The organism is Pseudomonas sp. CBZ-4 (genome assembly GCF_000346755.1).
Lineage (GTDB): Bacteria > Pseudomonadota > Gammaproteobacteria > Pseudomonadales > Pseudomonadaceae > Aquipseudomonas.
Window position 1 is genome coordinate 1 of the sequence record NZ_ANNV01000019.1, and the last position, 18688, is coordinate 18688.

Sequence of the window (18688 nt, forward strand, 5' to 3'; positions counted from 1 at the left end):
CTAAAGCCAGCTCCCACATTTTCCTGCGCCAGACTGAAGATCTGGCTCCACGTTTCTCCTCATAAGCTAATTCGAAAATGTTATTTATTTTCGAGTTCTTAGATCATTTAGTCTCCTCACACGCCGATCCTCGGCCGCCTGATTGAGGAGCTTCCCCTTGAAACTACTAACCCCTCTGCGCCTCTTGGCCGCATTGTCCCTGGCCGGTGCCAGCCTGTTTGCCCAGGCGGCGGATGTGACCATCGCGTACCAGACCACCGTGGACCCGGCCAAAGTCGCCCAGGCCGATGGCGCGTATGAAAAAGCCACCAACGCCAAGATCGACTGGCGCAAATTCGACAATGGCGCCGACATCATCGCCGCCATCGCGTCCGGCGACGTGCAGATCGGCTACCTCGGTTCCAGCCCGCTGACAGCGGCCATCACCCGCAAAGTGCCGGTGGAAACCTTCCTCGTCGCCACCCAGATCGGCGGCGCCGAAGCCCTGGTGGCGCGCAATGGTTCGGGGATCAACGGCCCGCAGGACCTGATCGGCAAGAAAATCGCCGTGCCCTTCGTGTCCACCGGCCACTACAGCCTGCTGGCCGCGCTGAAGCACTGGAACATCGACCCGTCGAAAGTGACCATCCTCAACCTCGCGCCACCGGCGATCATCGCCGCCTGGAAGCGTGGTGATATCGACGCCACCTACGTGTGGGACCCAGCCCTCGGCGTGGCCAAGGAAAACGGCAAGGTGCTGATCACTTCCGGCGAACTGGCCAAGTTTGGCGCACCGACCTTCGATGCCTGGATCGTCCGTAAGGACTTCGCCGCCAAGCACCCGGAAATCGTCACGGCGTTCGCCAAAGTCACCCTGGATGCCTACGCCGCCTACCGCAAAGACCCACAAGCGTGGATCGCCGACAAAGGCAACGTCGACAAGCTGGTGAAACTCTCCGGCGCCAAGGCCAGCGACATCCCGCTGCTGCTGCAAGGCAACGTCTACCCGCTGGCCGCCGACCAGGTGACCCTGCTGGGCGCACCGACCACCAAGGCCGTGACCGACACCGCCGCGTTCCTCAAGGAACAAGGCAAGGTTGACGCCGTGCTGCCGGACTACGCCCCTTACGTCAGCGCCAAGTTCATTACCAACTGATCAGGAGTTCATCGCGATGGCCTTGCTACAACTGGAGCGCATCAGCGCACAGTACCCAGGCGCCACAGAACCGGTACTGTCTGACATCTCAATCGACCTGGGGCCCCAGCAATTGCTGGTGGCCCTCGGCCCGTCCGGCAGTGGCAAGACTTCGCTGTTGAACCTGATCGCCGGTTTTGTCGAACCCTCTTCCGGGCGCATCACCCTTGATGGCGTGCCGGTCAAAGGCCCCAGCGCCGAACGCGGCGTGGTGTTCCAGGACGACGCCCTGCTGCCCTGGCAGGACGTGCTGGCCAACGTCGGCTTCGGCCTGGAGCTGGCCGGCGTACCCAAGGCGCAACGTGAAGTGCGCGCCCGGGAAATGCTCGCGCTGGTGGACCTCGCCGGTTTCGACAGCCGGCGCATCTGGCAGCTGTCCGGTGGCCAGAAACAACGCGTCGGCCTCGCCCGTGCGCTGGCCGCCGACCCACGCGTATTGCTGATGGACGAACCCTTCGGCGCCCTCGATGCGTTCACCCGCGAACAGATGCAGGAGTTGCTGCTGCAAGTCTGGCGGCGCACGGCCAAGCCGGTGTTCCTGATTACCCATGACATCGAAGAGGCGGTCTTCCTCGCCACGGACTTGATCCTGTTGGCACCCAACCCGGGGCAAATCGTCGAACGCCTGCGCCTGGACTTCGGCCAGCGCTACGCGGCCGGTGAGTCGGCGCGAGCGATCAAGTCCGACCCGCGCTTTATCGAAACCCGCGAACACGTGCTGGGCAAAGTGTTCTCCCAACGGCAGGTGTCCGCATGAGCAGCTACGAACTCGCCGCCAAGCCGGCGGTGCACACCGTCATCCCAGTGCGTCGCAGCTTGAGCACGCGCTGGATCAGCGTGCTGACCCTGGTCGCCCTGCTGACCATCTGGTGGGCCGTAACCGCCACCGGCCTGATCGAACCGCTGTTCCTGCCGCCGCCGTCCGCCGTGCTGCAAAAGGGCTGGCTGCTGGCGACCACGGGTTATATGGATTCCACCTTGTGGCAGCACCTTGGCGCGAGCCTCAGCCGCATCGGCCTGGGCCTCGGCTTTGCCGTGCTGACCGCCGTGCCGGTGGGGATTGCCATCGGTTCCAACCGCATCGCCCGGGGTATTCTCGACCCGTTGATCGAGTTCTACCGGCCGATTCCGCCGCTGGCCTACCTGCCGTTGATCGTGATCTGGTGCGGCATTGGCGAGCTGTCCAAGGTGCTGCTGATCTACCTGGCGATCTTTGCGCCAATCGCCATCGCCACCGCGACCGGCGTGCGCACCGTCGACCCGGCCAAGTTGCGCGCGGCGCAGTCGCTGGGGGCAACCCGCGCCCAGTTGATCCGCCATGTGATTTTGCCGAGCGCCCTGCCCGATATCCTCACCGGCGTGCGCATTGGTTTGGGGGTGGGCTGGTCCACGTTGGTCGCCGCAGAGCTGATCGCCGCCACCAGCGGCCTGGGCTTTATGGTGCAGTCGGCGGCGCAGTTCCTCGTCACCGATGTGGTGGTACTGGGGATTCTGGTGATCGCCCTGATCGCTTTCGCCATGGAAATGGGCTTGCGTGCCCTGCAGCGTAAATTGGTGCCGTGGCATGGCCAGGCACATTGAGTGAGAACCGCATGAGCAGCCTGACCGTTACCCCCTTGAGCATCGCCCTCGGCGCCGAGATCCGTGGCGTCGATATCACCCAGCCGCTGAACCTGGAACAGCGCGACGCCATCGAACAGGCGTTGCTCGCCCACTCGGTGCTGTTCTTCCGTGGCCAGGTCATCACCCCGCAACAGCAAGCGCGGTTCGCGGCGAATTTCGGCGACCTGCATATCCACCCGATCTACCCCAACGTGCCGGAACAGCCGGAAGTGCTGATCCTCGACACCGCCGTCACCGACGTACGCGACAACGCCGTATGGCACACCGACGTGACCTTCCTGCCCACCCCGGCGCTCGGCGCGGTACTCAGCGCCAAGCTGCTGCCGGCGTTTGGCGGCGATACGTTGTGGGCCAGCGGGATTGCGGCGTATGAGGCGCTGTCGGCGCCGTTGCAGCATTTGCTCGATGGGTTGACGGCTACACACGACTTCACCAAATCCTTCCCGCTGGAACGCTTTGGCAACAGCGCCGAAGACCTGGCGCGCTGGGAAGAAACCCGCAGGAAGAATCCACCGTTGTCCCACCCGGTGGTGCGTACGCATCCGGTGAGCGGGCGCAAATCGTTGTTTGTCAGCGAAGGGTTCACCACCCGGATCAATGAACTTGAACCGGCGGAAAGCGAGGCGATTCTCAAGCTGCTGTTCGCCCACGCGACGCGTCCGGAATTCACCATCCGCTGGCGCTGGCAGGAAAACGACGTAGCGTTCTGGGACAACCGCGTGACCCAGCATTACGCGGTGGATGATTACCGGCCGCAGCGGCGGGTGATGCACCGGGCGACGATCCTCGGCGACGTACCGTTCTAAAGACTGGCGACGCTCAAAATGTGGGAGCTGGCTTGCCTGCGATAGCGGCGTGTCAGCCAACACTTTCATCAACTGACCCACCGCCATCGCGGGCAAGCCCGGCTCCCACAGTGAACGGAGCGCGCCAAAAATATCGACCACACTGAAGATCAAAATGTGGGAGCTGGCTTGCCTGCGATGGCGGTGGGTCAGACAACACTTCATCAACTGACCCACCGCCATCGCGGGCAAGCCCGCTCCCACATTTGAACCGAGTGACAACAGGTTACTCAGCAGTGGATGGCTTTTCCCACAGGTTGATCCCGCCTTCCTGGGCAAACCGGTCGATCTCTGCCAATTCCTCAGCGCTAAAGCTCAAGTTCTTCAACGCCCCAACGTTCTCGATGATCTGCTCCGGCCGACTGGCACCGATCAGCGCACTGGTCACCCGTGGGTCACGCAGCGTCCAGGCCAAGGCCAATTGCGCCAGGCTCTGGCCACGACGCTGGGCGATTTCGTTCAGTGCCCGTACGTGGGCAATGTTGGCTTCGGACAAGTGCTTGGCCTGCAACGAACCACCGCCCGGGCGGTTGACCCGCGCGTCCGCCGGTACGCCGTTGAGGTATTTGTCGGTCAGCAAACCCTGGGCCAATGGCGTGAACGCAATCACCCCGGCGCCGAGTTCCTCGGTGGTGTCCAGCAGGTCTTTTTCCACCCAGCGGTTGAGCAGGTTGTAGGCCGGTTGGTGGATCAGCAGCGGCACTTTCCACTCTTTGAGCAGGGCGGCGATTTCGCGGGTTTTCACCCCGGAGTAGGACGAGATACCGATGTACAACGCCTTGCCCTGTTGCACGGCAGTGGCGAGGGCGCTGGCGGTTTCTTCCAGTGGGGTGTCGGCGTCGAAACGGTGGGAGTAGAAGATGTCCACGTAGTCGACGCCCAGGCGTTGCAGGCTCTGGTCCAGGCTCGCGAGGATGTATTTGCGCGAGCCGCCGCCCTGGCCGTAAGGGCCGGGCCACATGTCCCAGCCGGCCTTGCTGGAGATGATCAGCTCATCGCGGTAGTGCTTGAAATCTTCGCGCAGCAAACGGCCGAAATTGATCTCGGCGCTGCCGTACGGCGGGCCGTAGTTGTTGGCCAGGTCGAAGTGGTTGATACCCAGGTCGAACGCGGTGCGCAGCAGGGCGCGCTGGGTGTCGATCGGGGTGCTGTCGCCAAAGTTGTGCCACAGGCCGAGGGACAGTGCAGGCAGCACCAATCCACTGCGGCCTACGCGGCGATACGGGATAGATTCATAGCGGTTTTCGGCAGCAATGTACGTCATCGAATCCTCTCTGGGCTTAGGGCAAATAAGGCCTGGGAATAACCTTATTCCCAGGCCTTTTAACCAGCTGAATCGCTTAAGTCTGCCCTTCCGTTTTACAGCAATTTCCTACCAGAGTGGAACGACGTAGCTGACATAAAAGCGGTTTTCATCCTGCACGGTAGCGCCGGTAATGTCCGGGCTGGCGTGGGCATTTTTCCAGGTCACGCCGAGGCCCTTGAGGGTGCCGGTGGGCACTTGATACGCCACGGCGACGTTGCGCTCCCATTCGCTGGTGGTGCCTTGTGCGGTGCGGATGTCATCGCCGTGGGCATAGGCCGCCGAGAAGGTCAGGCCGGGGATGCCGAGCTTGCCCAGGTCATATTTGTACTGCGCCAGCCAGGTGCGTTCGCCGGCGTGCTGGAATTTGTTCAACTGCATGTTGGTCAGTGCCGGCGTGTCGGCGCCTGAGCCAGGGCCCTGGCGGTTGTCGCCGCTGTTCAGGCCGGAGTCGAGGTAGGGGAAATCGCTTTCGCCGCTGTTTTTCTGGATGCCCAAACCGACGGTGTGACCGTCCAGGCTGTAGCTCTCCAGCAAGCTGGCGGTGGTCTGGTTGATACGGCCCTTGTTCACGCCGTCGCCGTAAAGACCGCTGGCGGCGTAGTCTTTTTCACCGTCGGCGTTACCACCTACACCCAGGCTGCGGAACACACGCACGTCGGTGTCCAGCGCGCCCACCGACAAGGCGTCATGGCGCTTGGCGCCCACGAAGAACTGCTGGTAGTAATCCTCAAGGTTCGAATACCACAGGCTCACCGTGGTGTTCTGGATGCCGGTGTAGTCGGCGCCGCCGAACAGGAAGCGATCACTCTCTTTGGTGCCGCCGGCAGTGATCATGCCCTGGTCGCCGGTTTCGTTGCGGATCTTGGTCTTGAAGATATCGCCACCGGTGAAGGTGAAGTCGCTGAGGTCCTTGGACACCAGTTGCACCCCGGTATTGGTCTGCTGGTAGAGGCGGCCGTCGGTGTTGGCCAGCACCGGGTTGTTGCCGTACAGCGTGCCCACACGCAGCTCATCCTTGGCGAAGCGCATCTTGAACGTCGGGCTGAGCACGCCGAACTGGTCGGCGGATTTGCCGTTGTCCAGCGGGAACATGCTGCCGGGGTAACGGCTCTGGTGGTCCTTGTCGTTGAGATCGCCACCGGAATCCAGCTTCAACCCGTAGAACGCCTGCAAGTCGAGGCCAAAACCCACCGGCCCTGCGGTGTAGCCGGACTTGAAGTTGAACTCGAACCCCTGGCCCCAATCGCGAATGCTGTGGGCCTTGGCGTTGCTGTTCACCACATCGCGCCCCTGCTGGTTGAGATAGCGATTGAGCAGGGTCACGTCGGCGTGGCTGTCATCGATAAAATCGGCATGGGCGGACAGCATAAAGCTCGCCATGGCGGCACCCACCATAGGGCTCAATAACGTCTTCATTGGTACCGGTCTCCGTCACTGTTCTGAAATGAAAGCGTCAAACGCTTCACACAATTAGGCGGTGGACAGATGACAGTTGCGCGTCAAAACGCGGGTTGAACGGATGAAATTAAATTCATGAAAGCCCCGTAGATCAGGGCTTTACGAGGTTTTTCTGTGGGAGCTGGCTTGCCTGCGATGGCGACCTGTCAGTGACATATCCGTCGACTGACCACCGCAATCGCAGGCAAGCCAGCTCCCACAGAGAGCAGACTTCACATGCCAGCTATCAGCGCACCAGGTGCAGGAACTGCAGGTGCCGCTCGTACTGATCGAGGATGTCGTTGATGATCTGCTCCTTGGTGTAACCCACCAGATCATAGTCCTGGCTGCCCTCGGCCAAGTGCACTTCGGCCCGGTAGTAGCGACGGTTGTTAAGCTCCTTGGAACCCATGCCACCCCGCGCAAACGACGGCGTAAAGTAGCCGCGCATCTGCACCTGGTAGATGAACGGATGTTCCTCGCCATGGCCGATTTCCAGGCTGACACTGTCGTTGGACGGGTCGGGCTGGGTCGTCACATTCAGGCCCTTCTCGACAAACACCGCCGTCACTTCTTCAATCGCCGGGCGCACCGTCGACTCAAGGAAACGGTAAACCTCATCCCGCGACGGGAAGTGCACGGCCTGGCTCAGGCGCTGGCGCCAACCGCCACGGCCCCTGCGCGAGGCCGAGACCGGCGCCAGCGAATGCAGCTGCGCAATCTGCTTCTGGGATTCGAGGTAGAACGCCTTGTGCAGCCCCCACATCATCAGCAGCAGGATCAGCGAGAACGGCAACGAGGTCAGCACCACTGCGGACTTCAGCGAGTCGATGCTGCCGGCAAACAACAGCGCACTGGTGACCAGCCCGGTCATCACGCCCCAGAACACCCGCAGCCATTTCGGCCCGTCTTCATCGGCGTTGCCGCCCTTGGACGACAAGGTGGACAGCACCACGGTGCCGGAGTCGGCCGAGGTGACGAAGAACACAAAGCTGATAAACACCGTGACCGCGATCACGGTCTTGCTCCACGGGTAGGTTTCCAGCAGCAGGTAGAGGCTCATCGACGGGTTGTCGATGGCCGACTGGCCGAGCGCGGCCATGCCGTGGTTGAGCACCTGGTCGATGGCGCTGTTGCCGAAAATCGACATCCACGCCAGGGTGAAACCCAGCGGGATCAGCAGCACGCCAAACACGAATTCGCGAATGGTGCGGCCACGGGAAATACGCGCGATAAACAGGCCCACGAACGGCGACCACGCGATCCACCAGGCCCAGTAGAACACCGTCCAACCGCCCAGCCAGTCGCTGGGTTTGTCGTAGGCGTACACGTCGAAACTCTTGGTCGGCAAGGCGCCCAGGTAGTCGCCGAGGTTCTGGATCAAGGTGTTGAGCAAATGCTGGGTAGGCCCGGCGAACAACACAAACAGCAGCAGCGCACAGGCCAGCAGCATGTTGATATCGGACATCACCCGCACGCCCTTATCGACGCCGGCCACCGCGACAATGATCGCCGCGCCCATCATCAGGGTGATCAAGCCGACCTGAATCCACTGCGTATGGGCAATGCCAAACAAGTAGTCCAGGCCCGAGTTGAGGTGCAGCACGCCAAAGCCCATGTCGGCGCCCAGGCCGAACACCGTGGCGATGATGCCAAAGCCATCCACCGCGTAACCGATGGGGCCGTTGATACGCTTGCCGATCAACGGGTACAGCGCCGAACGCAGCGCCAGCGGCAGGTTATGCCGGTAGGCGAAATACGCCAGGGCCATGCCGACAAACGCGAATACGCCCCAGCCGTGCAGGCCCCAGTGCAGGAACAGGATCTGCATGGCCTGGCGCGCGGCATCGGCGTTCATCGGCGCGCCCTGGGGCGGTTGCACCAGGTGCGTCAGCGGCTCGGACACGCAGAAGAAAAACAGCGTGATGCTGATGCCGGCGGCGAACAGCATGCCGGCCCAGGACAGGTAACTGAATTCGGGCTCGTCGTGGTCGGCACCGAGTTTTATCTTGCCGTAGCCCGATAACGCGGTGACCACCACGAAGACCAGATACAGGGTCATCGCCAGCATGTAGTACCAGCCGACCGTATTGGCCGCCCAGTTTTGCGCGGCCAGCAGCCAGGCACCGGCCTGTTGCGGAATCGCGATGACAATCAAGCCGAACAGCAGGATGAAGGTAGCGGCAAAGTAGAAGACCGGCGCATTCATGCGCACCAGGCCGCTGGGTGGGGTGGACGATGCACTCATGAACGATGCACCCCGAGGGTGAGGGATGTGGCTGTAAAAAACGGACTCAGCAAAGGTAAGCCTCCTGTTGTGAGCGGGCAGCGAACCACCGGGTTTAACTTGAACGAGCATTCAAGTTAAACATGGATAGGCGGTTCGGGACTAATCCCAGGGCTGAGCGGTAGACAATTCCTACACTAGCTCAAGGATGGGTATGACGGGTGGCGCTGGCAAAACGTTCAGCACAATCTTTTCGGAGTGTTCGTACAACGTTGAGCAATATGTGCGGTTTTTTGCACACGCGCGCTCAACACAATCGGATGACCAGGCCCTCACGAAAGGTCATCACGCCATGCCTGAAACACCGATTCATCTGGATTTCATCAAACAGCAGCTGCCGCACTGGCTGCGCAGCACGTCACTGCAACGCTTCGCGGCGCTGAAGCTGCACCAGCCGGACTTCGTCGACCTCCATCACCACCCCCCCGCTGCGGCCAAGCCCTTCAAGCGTGCAGTCAATCGTCACTGGGCCAACCAGAATGCGCTGGAACAGACACTCGCCAAGCTCAACAACCTGCGGGCTTTCGCCGAGCCCTTGCTGAAAAATGCGCTGCGCGACTACGGCAATATCGACGTAAGGGGCACATCGATCCGCCTGTATGCGCCCGCCAAACTGCCCTGGTGGTCGATCAGCGTGCAGCCCGGCGTCACCTCCCGCACCACGACACTGCTGGAAGCCGCCCTGCATAATTTTTCCGCCGCTGAAACCTTCGCCGACTACGCCTTCTTGTCGGCGGCGGATGCGCGCGGGCAGCGCCAGTTGCTGACATTTGTCCACCAGGCGAGCGGCCAGCGATTGACCGCTGACATCTTCAAGGCCATTTGCCGGGACCTGGATATCGGCTCTCGCTACCGCCAGCACCTCACGCAGACACTCGGCTTTGACAACGCCTCCGTCGCCCTGCCCCTGCGCGAAACAATCATCGCCAGCCTGAAAGCCGGCCTGGATGCCGCCGCACACATCGCGCTGGCCAGAAAAGAGATCGCCGCAGACAGTCACGCCCTCATCCAGACCCTGCTGCAGCGGGACGGCCCCCTCAAGCTGGGCCGGCAAACAGTCGACCTGTATACCCTGGACCTGCTGGGCACACGCCTGACCGGCATCCTGGTCATCGCCCCCACACAGCTGGACGCAAGGCCCAACCGGATACTGGTGTACATCCCCGAAGACCCGCACCACCCGTTGAAGGAATACCCGTCCTCTCACGCCTTCATCAACGAGCTGACCGGCCAATTGCGTGACCGCACGCCGCCAACGGACGCGTCGCGCCCCAGCTACCAACAGTTCTTCAGCCAGTTCGTGGCCCACAAGGAACGTGGCCGTTTCTTCTCCCAGCTCAACACACTGCTCTCTACCGTGCGCTGGCACGCCAAGCCCGCCGGGGACAACCGCCCCAACTGGCGCCCGGACCCCGTGGAGGCACCCAACCTGCAGTTTCGTACCCAGGCCATGCGCGACGACACGCAAAACCGTATCAACGACCCCAACCAGAACAACCTCTGGCACTACCTCTACCGGGTCAAGCTGAACCAGTTGCTCAATGACGCCCAGGAAATCGCCATCGCCACCGACTACGCCGACCGCATGGCACGCTGGGCCTGGTGGGACAACCTGGAAAAAATGCTCACGGATATCTTCAACGCCGCGCTGTTGGTGGCCACGCCCTTTGTCCCCGTGCTGGGGGAGCTGATGCTGGCCTACACCGCCTACCAGATGCTCGACGATGTGTTCGAAGGCATCGTCGACTGGGCCGAAGGGTTGCAGCGCGAAGGTTGGGAGCACGTGCTGTCGGTCGCCGACAATGTGTTGCAACTCGCCCTGTTCCACGCCGGCGGCGGTATCGGCGAGATCGCCAAGGTGAAACTGTCACCGTTTGTCGAGCGGCTGAAACCGGTGCAAACACCCCTCGGCGAGACCCGCTTGTGGAACCCTGACCTGACGCCTTACCAACAGCTCCATCTGCGCTTGCCCAGTGGGCAGGTGGCGCAGGAAAACGGCCTGCACCACCACCAGGGCAAGCAGATCGCCAAGCTCGAAAACCAGCGCTATGAAGTCCGCCACGACCCGACCACCCAGACATTCCACCTCGCCCACCCCAAGCGTGCCAACGCCTATCGGCCAGCCGTGGCGCTCAACGGCAGCGGCGCGTGTGTGATTGAAGGCGAACAACCCCGGACCTGGAACAACACCCGCCTGCTACGGCGCCTGGGGCCGCAGACACACGGCCTGACGGCCGGCGAACTGGAACAGGTACGGCTAATCAGCGGTGTGGAGTTCGGCACATTGCGCCACATGTATCTCAACAACGAACCGACCCCGCCCTTGCTGGCCGACACACTCAAGCGCTTCAACAGCGACAAGCAGATCAGCAACGCGATAGACACCCTCCATGCCGGCCAACGCCTGGACCCGGCAGCCGACTGGTTCGAACAAATGATCACCGAACTGGACGGCTGGCCCCGCGACAAGGCCTTGCTGGTGTATCCACAAAGCGATTTGAGCGGCGCACCCCGTCGCTACGGCAATGCCAAGGCACAAGGCGCGGATACGTTGAGCCTGAGCATCCATGAGGTGATGTCGGGCCGGCTGGCGGAAAAAGTCGTGGGGTTTCTGGATGAAGAACAACTGGCCCGGCTGCTGGGCAAACAGCTGCCTGAAGAGGCGCGCGTGCAGGCGCTGCGTGAACACCTGGCGGCGTATGTGGAACAACAAAGCGCCCCCCTCGCGCACGACGTCTACGCACGACAAGAGAGCAGCAACGACCCCAATATCCAGTTGCTGCGCAGCCACTACCCCGACTTGCCCCTGAGCCTCGCCCAGCACCTGGTGCGCCATACCCGGCGGCGTCACCTGCGCGTGATGAACGCAGAACAACGCCTGCCGCTGGACGTGAAGAACCAGGCCCGCGAACTGGATTTCGAAGCCGCCAGCTCACGCATGTTCGAGCAGATTTTTTACGGCAAGGCGCCGTCCGCGCACACCGAAAACCTGGCCCTCAACACCCTCAGGATCTACTCCGACAGCCTGGCAAACCTGCGCATCCAGGTACGCGAACGCACCTACTGGGGCGAACTGCGCACCCAGGTCGGCGCCGAGGACGCCGCGCACGTACGGATCCTGGTGCGCAACCGCAAAGGCCTGTACCGGGTGTTCGCCCCCCAGGGAGACCTGATCCACGGCGCCACGGACTTCTACAGCGCCCTGTTCCAGGCATTGCCCGCCGAAAAACCCTTCGCCGACGGCGACAAGTTGCGCGCATGGCTGAGCGAAAAAACCGCCGCCCCCGCCACGCGCCGGTTGACCCTGAGCGGGCCGCCGATTCCCGCGCGCACGCCAACCGAGACACTGACGCTGCTGGGCGGCGGCAACAGCAGCAGCCTGCGCGGGGTCGAGGTCACACCCGTGACACTGCGTGGACGCATCAAGCACTGGCTGCCGCAAATGTCCGAGCAAGGCGTGAAGCACTTTGCACTCAGTGCCGAAACGCCGGAAGGGTTGGCTCAATTGGAGCATATCGAGCGAGAGGGCAAAACGCTTGAGCGCGCGCTGGACGCTTATGTGAACGCGCCCACCCCGTGGCCTGCACACAGTCGCCTGGAGGCGGTCACACGCAACGTCAGGACTCGCCTGGCGCGCAAACTCAAAGCAGCCTGGCGTGACAGCTACACAAAACTGCACGACACATATGGCCCTACCGACAAAAACGTCATCCTGGACCTGAGTGAAGTGGAGTGGTCCCACGAACTGCCCACCCTGCCCATCGACATGACGCACGTCACCCACCTGTACATGAAGGACTGCGCCTTCACCTCGCAGCACAGCGCGTTCCTGCAACGCTTTCCCCATCTCAAAGAGCTGGACCTGTCCGACAACCATTTGGACACACTGCCCGAGCCGATTGCGGCGATGCGCCAACTCAGGGCGATCGATCTGAGCGGCAATCGGATTGTTCTCGATGACAGCGCCGTGGACCGTCTGCGGCAATTGTCGCGGCTGCGCCTGATCTACCTGGCGGACAACCCGCTGGGCCGGGCGCCGGATATCAGCAGGATGCCTGAGCTGGATGAAATCGACCTGTCCCGCACCGGGCTCAACGAATGGCCGATCGGGCTGTTTGCGCAGGAGCGCGGCGCGCTGTTCCACCTGCACCTGACAGGCAACCCCATCAGCACCATTCCAGACGTCGCCACGCACTCCGACGAGGCCTTCATTCTGGTGTACACACGACTGGATCGCGCCACCTTGAGCGCACAGGCCCGCGACGTTTGGGATGAACATAAAATCGCGTTCGGCATGGACCCTTATCGCACCTACCCGCCCAAGGGCGAATCCGACTTCTGGGTGGCCGACCTGGACGATGACCACCGCAAGCGCTTCGAGACCCTATGGGATGAACTGGAAGACGAGCACGGCTCACAGGGCTTTTTCGAAGTCATCAAGAAACTGGAGCCCCCGGAGTTCTTCGAAGACCCGGCCGACGAGCTGCGCTATGAACGCAACCGCCAGATCTTGACCTCCCAGGTGCGCTACATGCTGTCGAGCATGCACAACGACGCCCCCTTGCGTCAGCTGTTGTTCCGGCTGTCCAGTTTCCCTGGCCTGTGCCCCGATGCCGGCAGCCAGATCTTCACCGAAATGGGCATCCAGGTCACGGCTCACCAGGCGCAGCTTTACAGCCGCACACCGGCCGAGCGCGAAGACCGACTCGTCAAGCTCGCCAGGGGCGCCGCACACCTCAAACTGTTGAACGATGTGGTGCGCACCGACATCGCCGACCGCCTCAAGCCTGTCGACCAGGGCGGCAGGGGCTTGCGGCTGACCAGTCACGTCGTCAATGGTGAGCCCGGCAGTGTGGACGAAGTGGGCGTCTACCTGGCTTACCAGACGCGGCTATCGAACCGGCTCGAACTGCCATGGGTCAGCGACAACATGGTCTACCGCGACACGGCCAATGTGCCGAAAGCCGCCATTGCCCAGGCCTACACGGCAGTAAAGACCTTGAGCGAAGGCGACGGGCTGGTGAACCAGATGCTGCTGGAGCCGTACTGGGAAGCTTTCCTCAAGGAACGCTACGCCCACGACTACCAGGCCAATGAGGACCGCAGCGATCAACAGTTCCTGCTGCTCGACCAACTGCACAGCGAGCAGCAAGCCTACGCCCAGGCGTCTGACGAAACGCAGAAAGCGCAACAGCGTGCGGCCCTCAAGAGCCTGGTGGAACAGTTGCAGATCGAGGATCGCGTGGTGCCAGACCAGGTCATGTCCGAAGCGTTGTACGACCAGATCTACAATGACCTGGCCGAACGCCGCAAGGAATGGCTGCGCGAACAGACCCGTCTGTCACTCGCCCGACTTGAGGCCTGACCCCCTCACTTTTGCGCGCCGTCATCATGCTGCAGGTTGGCCTGGGTGATATTCGCCCCGGCCGGCACGCTGCGCGTCAGCCACACATTGCCGCCGATGGTCGAACCCTGGCCGATGGTGATGCGGCCGAGGATCGTCGCCCCGGCGTAGATCACCACGTCATCCTCGACAATCGGGTGGCGTGGGTGGCCTTTTTGCAACTGCCCGTCTTCATCGGCCGGGAAGCGCTTGGCGCCCAGCGTCACGGCCTGGTAGATGCGCACGCGCTCGCCGATGATCGCGGTTTCGCCGATCACCACGCCGGTGCCGTGGTCGATAAAGAAACTCGGGCCGATCTGCGCGCCGGGGTGGATATCGATGCCGGTGGCCGAGTGGGCGATTTCCGCACTGATGCGCGCCAACAGCGGCAGCCCGGCGCGATACAGGTGATGCGCGAGGCGATGGTGAATCACCGCGAGGATGCCGGGGTAGCACAGCAGCACTTCGTCCACGCTGCGTGCGGCCGGGTCACCGTGGTAGGCGGCCAGCACGTCGGTGTCCAGCAGGCTGCGCAGGGACGGCAGGGCCAGGGCAAAATCCTGGATCAGGCGGATGGCGTGGGCATCCACGCTGCCGTCATCCTGGCCGCTCTGGCGGGCGGCGTAGCGCAGTTCCAGGCGGGCCTGGGCCAGCAGGGCATTGAGCGCAACGTCGAGGGTGTGGCCGACGTAGAAGTCTTCACTTTCCTCGCGCAGATCCACCGGCCCCAGGCGCATGGGAAACAGTGCGCCGCACAGCGACTCAAGGATCTGCGCCACCGCTTCGCGCGACGGTAACTCACGCCCGCCGTGCTCGCCGCTCAGGCGGCCGTTGCGCGTTCGCCACTGGTCCCGGGCGCCGCGCAACTGGCTGACGATGGTCTGCAACTGCCAATGACTGGAACGCTCGCTCACGGTATTCACTCCTGACGTAATGGCCATCACTTTACGGTATGCCGACGGGTCGCCCTTAAGAACCAATGGTGCGATGCTAAGAACCATCCGGCATAAGCAGATTGGCGGTTGCCCGATGAAAAGTGCCTGCCTATAGTCGCCCCATCACTTAGCCACCGTGCGCAGCCATGATCAAACAACAGCTCGACCGCTTTAACCGCCTGGAACTGCTGGGCGGCGCCACCGCCCTGGAAAAACTTGAACGGCTATCGGCCTGGCTGGGCCGGGACATCTACGTCAAGCGCGACGACACCACGCCGCTGGCGATGGGCGGCAACAAGCTGCGCAAACTCGAATACCTCGCCGCCGATGCCATCGCCCAGGGCGCCGACACCCTGGTGACGGCCGGCGCGATCCAGTCCAACCATGTGCGCCAGACTGCCGCGCTGGCGGCCAAGCTTGGCCTGGGCTGCGTCGCCCTGCTGGAAAACCCCACCGGCACCGAAGACCCCAACTACCTGGGCAACGGCAACCGCCTGTTGCTGGACTTGTTCGACGCCAAGGTCGAGTTGGTCGAGAACCTCGACAACGCCGACGAGCAACTCCACGCCCTCGCCGAACGCCTGCGCAGCAACGGCAAGAAGCCCTACCTGGTGCCCATCGGCGGTTCCAACGCTCTCGGCGCCCTCGGTTACGTGCGTGCCGGCCTGGAGCTGGCCGCGCAGATCGAAGACAGCGGGATCGACTTCGCCGCCGTGGTCCTGGCCTCCGGCAGCGCCGGCACCCACAGCGGCCTGGCGCTGGCGTTGAGCGAAACGCTGCCGGATTTGCCGGTGATTGGCGTCACCGTCTCGCGCACCGACGAAGCCCAGCGCCCGAAGGTCGAAGGCCTGGCCGAACGCACCGCCGAGTTGCTGGGCGTGGCGATTCCCGAGGCGTTCAAGGTGATCCTGTGGGATGAATACTTCGCTCCACGCTATGGCGAGCCGAATGCCGGCACCCTGGCGGCGATCAAGCTGCTGGCGAGCCAGGAAGGCTTGCTGCTGGACCCGGTCTACACTGGCAAGGCCATGGCCGGTTTGCTGGATGGCATCGGGCGCCAGCGGTTTGAGGATGGGCCGATCATTTTCCTGCATACCGGCGGGGCGCCGGCGCTATTTGCCTATAACGCCGCATTTAGCTGAAGGAACAGGGATCAACCTGTGGGAGCTGGCTTGCCTGCGATAGCGGCGGGTCAGCTTGCTCATCTGTAACTGATAGACCGCCATCGCAGGCAAGCCAGCTCCCACATTAGATCGCGTCATATTTCTAAATGGAATATCAAATTAGATTTATATTATTTTCAAGTCTTAAAAACCGGCTTTATCATCGCGCCGTAGGCGAAGACGCGCTACGCGCTTTAAGGCAGGATACGACTACTGCGTCACCTGCTTCGCTCATCACAAAAACACAGGGGCTCTTCATGACTATTTCCGTATTCCGTCGCACGCTGCTGGTAGGCACTTTGGGCCTGGCACTCGGCGCTGGCCTGATCGGCCAAGCCGTTGCCGGCGACCAGTTGGACAACATCAAAAAAGCCGGCGAAATCAAGATCGGCCTGGAAGGCACCTACCCACCGTTCAGCTTTGTCGATGAAAGCGGCAAGCTCAGCGGCTTCGAAGTGGAACTGTCCGAAGCCCTGGCCAAGGAGCTGGGCGTCAAGGTCAAGCTGCAAGCCACGCCGTGGGACGGCATCCTCGCCGCCCTGGAATCCAAGCGCCTGGACGCCGTGGTCAACCAAGTGACCATCTCCGAAGAGCGCAAGAAGAAGTACGACTTCTCCAAGCCGTACACCGTCTCCGGCATTCAAGCGCTGACCCTGGCGAAAAACGTCGACACCATCAAGACCGCCGACGACCTGGCCGGCAAGAAAGTCGGTGTGGGCCTGGGCACCAACTACGAGCAATGGCTCAAGGACAATCAGCCTAAAGCCATTATCAAGACCTACAACGATGACCCGACCAAGTTCCAGGACCTGCGCATCGGCCGTACCGACGCGATCCTGATCGACCGCCTGGCCGCCCTCGAATACGCGAAGAAAGCCACCGACACCGCCGCTGCCGGCGCTGCGTTCTCGCGCCAGGAAGCCGGGGTTGCCCTGCGCAAAGGCGAGCCTGAACTGCTCGACGCGGTGAACAAGGCCCTCGACAAGCTGCGCGCCGACGGCACCTTGAAGAAGCTGTCCGAGAAGTACTTCGCCGCTGACGTCACTCAATAATGGAAGCAGGTTTCCAACTCGCGCTGGACTCCGCGCCCTTCCTGCTCAAGGGCGCGTATTACACGGTAATCCTCAGCCTCGGCGGGATGTTCTTCGGTTTGCTGCTGGGTTTCGGCCTGGCCTTGATGCGCTTGTCGCGCTTCAAGCTGCTGAGCTGGACTGCCCGAGTCTACGTGTCGTTCTTTCGCGGCACGCCCTTGCTGGTGCAGCTGTTCCTGATCTACTACGGCTTGCCGCAAGTGGGCATCGAGCTGGATCCGATCCCGGCGGCCATGATCGGCTTTTCGCTGAACATGGCCGCCTACGCCTGTGAAATCCTGCGCGCCGCCATCAGCTCCATCGAGCGCGGCCAGTGGGAAGCCGCGGCGAGTATCGGCATGACCCGCGCGCAGACCCTGCGCCGGGCCATCCTGCCGCAGGCCATGCGCACCGCATTGCCGCCACTGGGCAACAGCTTTATTTCGCTGGTCAAGGACACGGCGCTGGCCGCCACCATCCAGGTGCCCGAGCTGTTCCGCCAGGCGCAACTGGTCTCGGCACGCACCTTTGAAATCTTCACCATGTACCTGTCCGCCGCCCTGATCTACTGGATCCTGGCGAGCATCCTGGCGCATTTGCAAAATCGTCTGGAAGACCGGGTCAACCGGCATGACCTGGAGTCTTGATCGATGATCGTGGTTGAACAACTGACCAAACAATTCAAGGGCCAGGTGGTGCTCAACGGCATCGACCTGGAGGTCAAGGAAGGCGAAGTCATCGCCATCATCGGCCCCAGTGGCTCCGGCAAGACCACCTTTCTGCGCTGCCTGAATTTCCTCGAACAACCCACCAGCGGGCGGATCAAGGTGGGTGACATCGAGATCGACAGCAGCAAGTCCATCAACCAGCAACAGGGTTTGGTGCGGCGCTTGCGCCAGCACGTGGGTTTTGTGTTCCAGAACTTCAACCTGTTCCCTCACCGCACCGCGCTGGAAAACGTCATCGAAGGGCCGATCGTGGTCAAGAAGATGCCTCGCGACGCGGCGGTTGTCCTCGGGCGCAAGCTGCTGGAACGGGTCGGCTTGGCGGGCAAGGAAGACGCGTACCCGCGCCGCCTCTCGGGCGGCCAGCAACAGCGCGTGGCGATTGCCCGGGCGCTGGCCATGGAGCCGGAAGTGATCCTGTTCGACGAACCCACCTCGGCCCTCGACCCGGAACTGGTCGGCGAAGTGCTGGCGACCATCCGCAGCCTGGCCGAAGAAAACCGCACCATGGTCATCGTCACCCACGAGATGAGCTTTGCGCGGGATGTGGCCAACCGGGTGATCTTCTTCGACAAAGGGGTGATCGTCGAGCAAGGCGAAGCCAAGGCGTTGTTTGCCAACCCCAGGGAAGAACGCACAAAGCAGTTCCTGAGCAAATTCCTCGCGCACTGAGTGCCATGGACTTGTGTGAACCGGCTTTTGTGGGAGCTGGCTTGCCTGCGATGCAGGCACCTCGGTCC

General features: G+C 62.3%; 13 protein-coding genes. 9 read left to right on the top strand and 4 right to left on the bottom strand.

Annotation, left to right across the window (positions count from 1 at the left end):
• Window positions 1–157 precede the first annotated feature (157 nt).
• Genes tauA through tauD form a run of 4 tightly spaced genes read left to right on the top strand, consistent with a single transcriptional unit; the run spans window position 158 to window position 3603 of the window.
• Complete coding sequence (gene tauA, locus B348_RS0102625; protein ID WP_026136505.1) at window positions 158–1135, top strand: taurine ABC transporter substrate-binding protein; 978 nt, start codon at window positions 158–160, stop codon at window positions 1133–1135.
• A gap of 16 nt (window positions 1136–1151) precedes the next feature.
• Window positions 1152–1931: a taurine ABC transporter ATP-binding subunit gene (gene tauB, locus B348_RS0102630; RefSeq protein ID WP_017734612.1), complete on the top strand. Its 780-nt coding sequence runs from the start codon at window positions 1152–1154 to the stop codon at window positions 1929–1931.
• On the top strand, window positions 1928–2755 hold the full coding sequence (gene tauC, locus B348_RS0102635) for a taurine ABC transporter permease TauC (RefSeq protein ID WP_017734613.1): 828 nt from the start codon (window positions 1928–1930) through the stop codon (window positions 2753–2755). The genes tauB and tauC overlap by 4 nt, the downstream gene beginning before the upstream one ends.
• Window positions 2756–2766: 11 nt before the next feature.
• Window positions 2767–3603 (top strand): taurine dioxygenase, encoded by an 837-nt coding sequence (gene tauD / locus B348_RS0102640; protein ID WP_017734614.1) that lies wholly within the window; start codon window positions 2767–2769, stop codon window positions 3601–3603.
• A 265-nt stretch (window positions 3604–3868) separates the two neighbouring features.
• Here tauD and mgrA read toward each other — a convergent pair whose 3' ends face one another.
• The 3 genes from mgrA to betT all read right to left on the bottom strand — a co-directional run bounded on the left by mgrA (window position 3869) and on the right by betT (window position 8594).
• The gene (gene mgrA / locus B348_RS0102645; protein ID WP_017734615.1) at window positions 3869–4906 is read right to left on the bottom strand and encodes an L-glyceraldehyde 3-phosphate reductase; all 1038 of its coding nucleotides are present in this window, start codon (window positions 4904–4906) and stop codon (window positions 3869–3871) included.
• A gap of 108 nt (window positions 4907–5014) precedes the next feature.
• Complete coding sequence (locus tag B348_RS0102650) at window positions 5015–6343, bottom strand: OprD family outer membrane porin (RefSeq protein ID WP_017734616.1); 1329 nt, start codon at window positions 6341–6343, stop codon at window positions 5015–5017.
• Between the two features lie 289 nt (window positions 6344–6632).
• Complete coding sequence (betT, locus tag B348_RS0102655; protein WP_017734617.1) at window positions 6633–8594, bottom strand: choline transporter BetT; 1962 nt, start codon at window positions 8592–8594, stop codon at window positions 6633–6635.
• Window positions 8595–8964: 370 nt separating this feature from the next.
• Here betT and B348_RS0102660 point away from each other — a divergent pair, with 370 nt between their 5' ends.
• Window positions 8965–14037, top strand: coding sequence for a dermonecrotic toxin domain-containing protein (locus B348_RS0102660; RefSeq protein ID WP_032864679.1), 5073 nt, complete (start codon window positions 8965–8967; stop codon window positions 14035–14037).
• 5 nt (window positions 14038–14042) lie between these two features.
• Here the strand turns inward: B348_RS0102660 and epsC are convergent, their stop codons facing one another.
• Window positions 14043–14969: a serine O-acetyltransferase EpsC gene (gene epsC / locus B348_RS0102665; protein WP_017734619.1), complete on the bottom strand. Its 927-nt coding sequence runs from the start codon at window positions 14967–14969 to the stop codon at window positions 14043–14045.
• A gap of 167 nt (window positions 14970–15136) precedes the next feature.
• Between epsC and B348_RS0102670 the strand changes: the two genes are divergently transcribed.
• The 4 genes from B348_RS0102670 to tcyN all read left to right on the top strand — a co-directional run bounded on the left by B348_RS0102670 (window position 15137) and on the right by tcyN (window position 18620).
• On the top strand, window positions 15137–16132 hold the full coding sequence (locus tag B348_RS0102670) for a D-cysteine desulfhydrase (RefSeq protein ID WP_017734620.1): 996 nt from the start codon (window positions 15137–15139) through the stop codon (window positions 16130–16132).
• A 278-nt stretch (window positions 16133–16410) separates the two neighbouring features.
• Window positions 16411–17205: a cystine ABC transporter substrate-binding protein gene (tcyJ, locus tag B348_RS0102675; protein WP_017734621.1), complete on the top strand. Its 795-nt coding sequence runs from the start codon at window positions 16411–16413 to the stop codon at window positions 17203–17205.
• On the top strand, window positions 17205–17870 hold the full coding sequence (gene tcyL / locus B348_RS0102680) for a cystine ABC transporter permease (RefSeq protein WP_017734622.1): 666 nt from the start codon (window positions 17205–17207) through the stop codon (window positions 17868–17870). Before tcyJ ends, tcyL begins: the two co-directional genes overlap by 1 nt.
• Before the next feature lie 3 nt (window positions 17871–17873).
• Entirely contained in the window at window positions 17874–18620 is a 747-nt protein-coding gene (tcyN, locus tag B348_RS0102685; protein ID WP_017734623.1) for an L-cystine ABC transporter ATP-binding protein TcyN, read from the top strand.
• The last annotated feature ends 68 nt before the right edge of the window (window positions 18621–18688 follow it).

Coding starts and splice junctions, on each gene's coding strand:
- B348_RS0102660 (WP_032864679.1), top strand. CDS start 8,965: ATGCCTGAAACACCGATTCATCTGGATTTCATCAAACAGCAGCTGCCG.
- tauD (WP_017734614.1), top strand. CDS start 2,767: ATGAGCAGCCTGACCGTTACCCCCTTGAGCATCGCCCTCGGCGCCGAG.
- tauB (WP_017734612.1), top strand. CDS start 1,152: ATGGCCTTGCTACAACTGGAGCGCATCAGCGCACAGTACCCAGGCGCC.
- tcyN (WP_017734623.1), top strand. CDS start 17,874: ATGATCGTGGTTGAACAACTGACCAAACAATTCAAGGGCCAGGTGGTG.
- B348_RS0102650 (WP_017734616.1), bottom strand. CDS start 6,343: ATGGTGGGTGCCGCCATGGCGAGCTTTATGCTGTCCGCCCATGCCGAT.
- betT (WP_017734617.1), bottom strand. CDS start 8,594: ATGAATGCGCCGGTCTTCTACTTTGCCGCTACCTTCATCCTGCTGTTC.
- mgrA (WP_017734615.1), bottom strand. CDS start 4,906: ATGACGTACATTGCTGCCGAAAACCGCTATGAATCTATCCCGTATCGC.
- B348_RS0102670 (WP_017734620.1), top strand. CDS start 15,137: ATGATCAAACAACAGCTCGACCGCTTTAACCGCCTGGAACTGCTGGGC.
- tcyJ (WP_017734621.1), top strand. CDS start 16,411: ATGACTATTTCCGTATTCCGTCGCACGCTGCTGGTAGGCACTTTGGGC.
- tauC (WP_017734613.1), top strand. CDS start 1,928: ATGAGCAGCTACGAACTCGCCGCCAAGCCGGCGGTGCACACCGTCATC.
- tcyL (WP_017734622.1), top strand. CDS start 17,205: ATGGAAGCAGGTTTCCAACTCGCGCTGGACTCCGCGCCCTTCCTGCTC.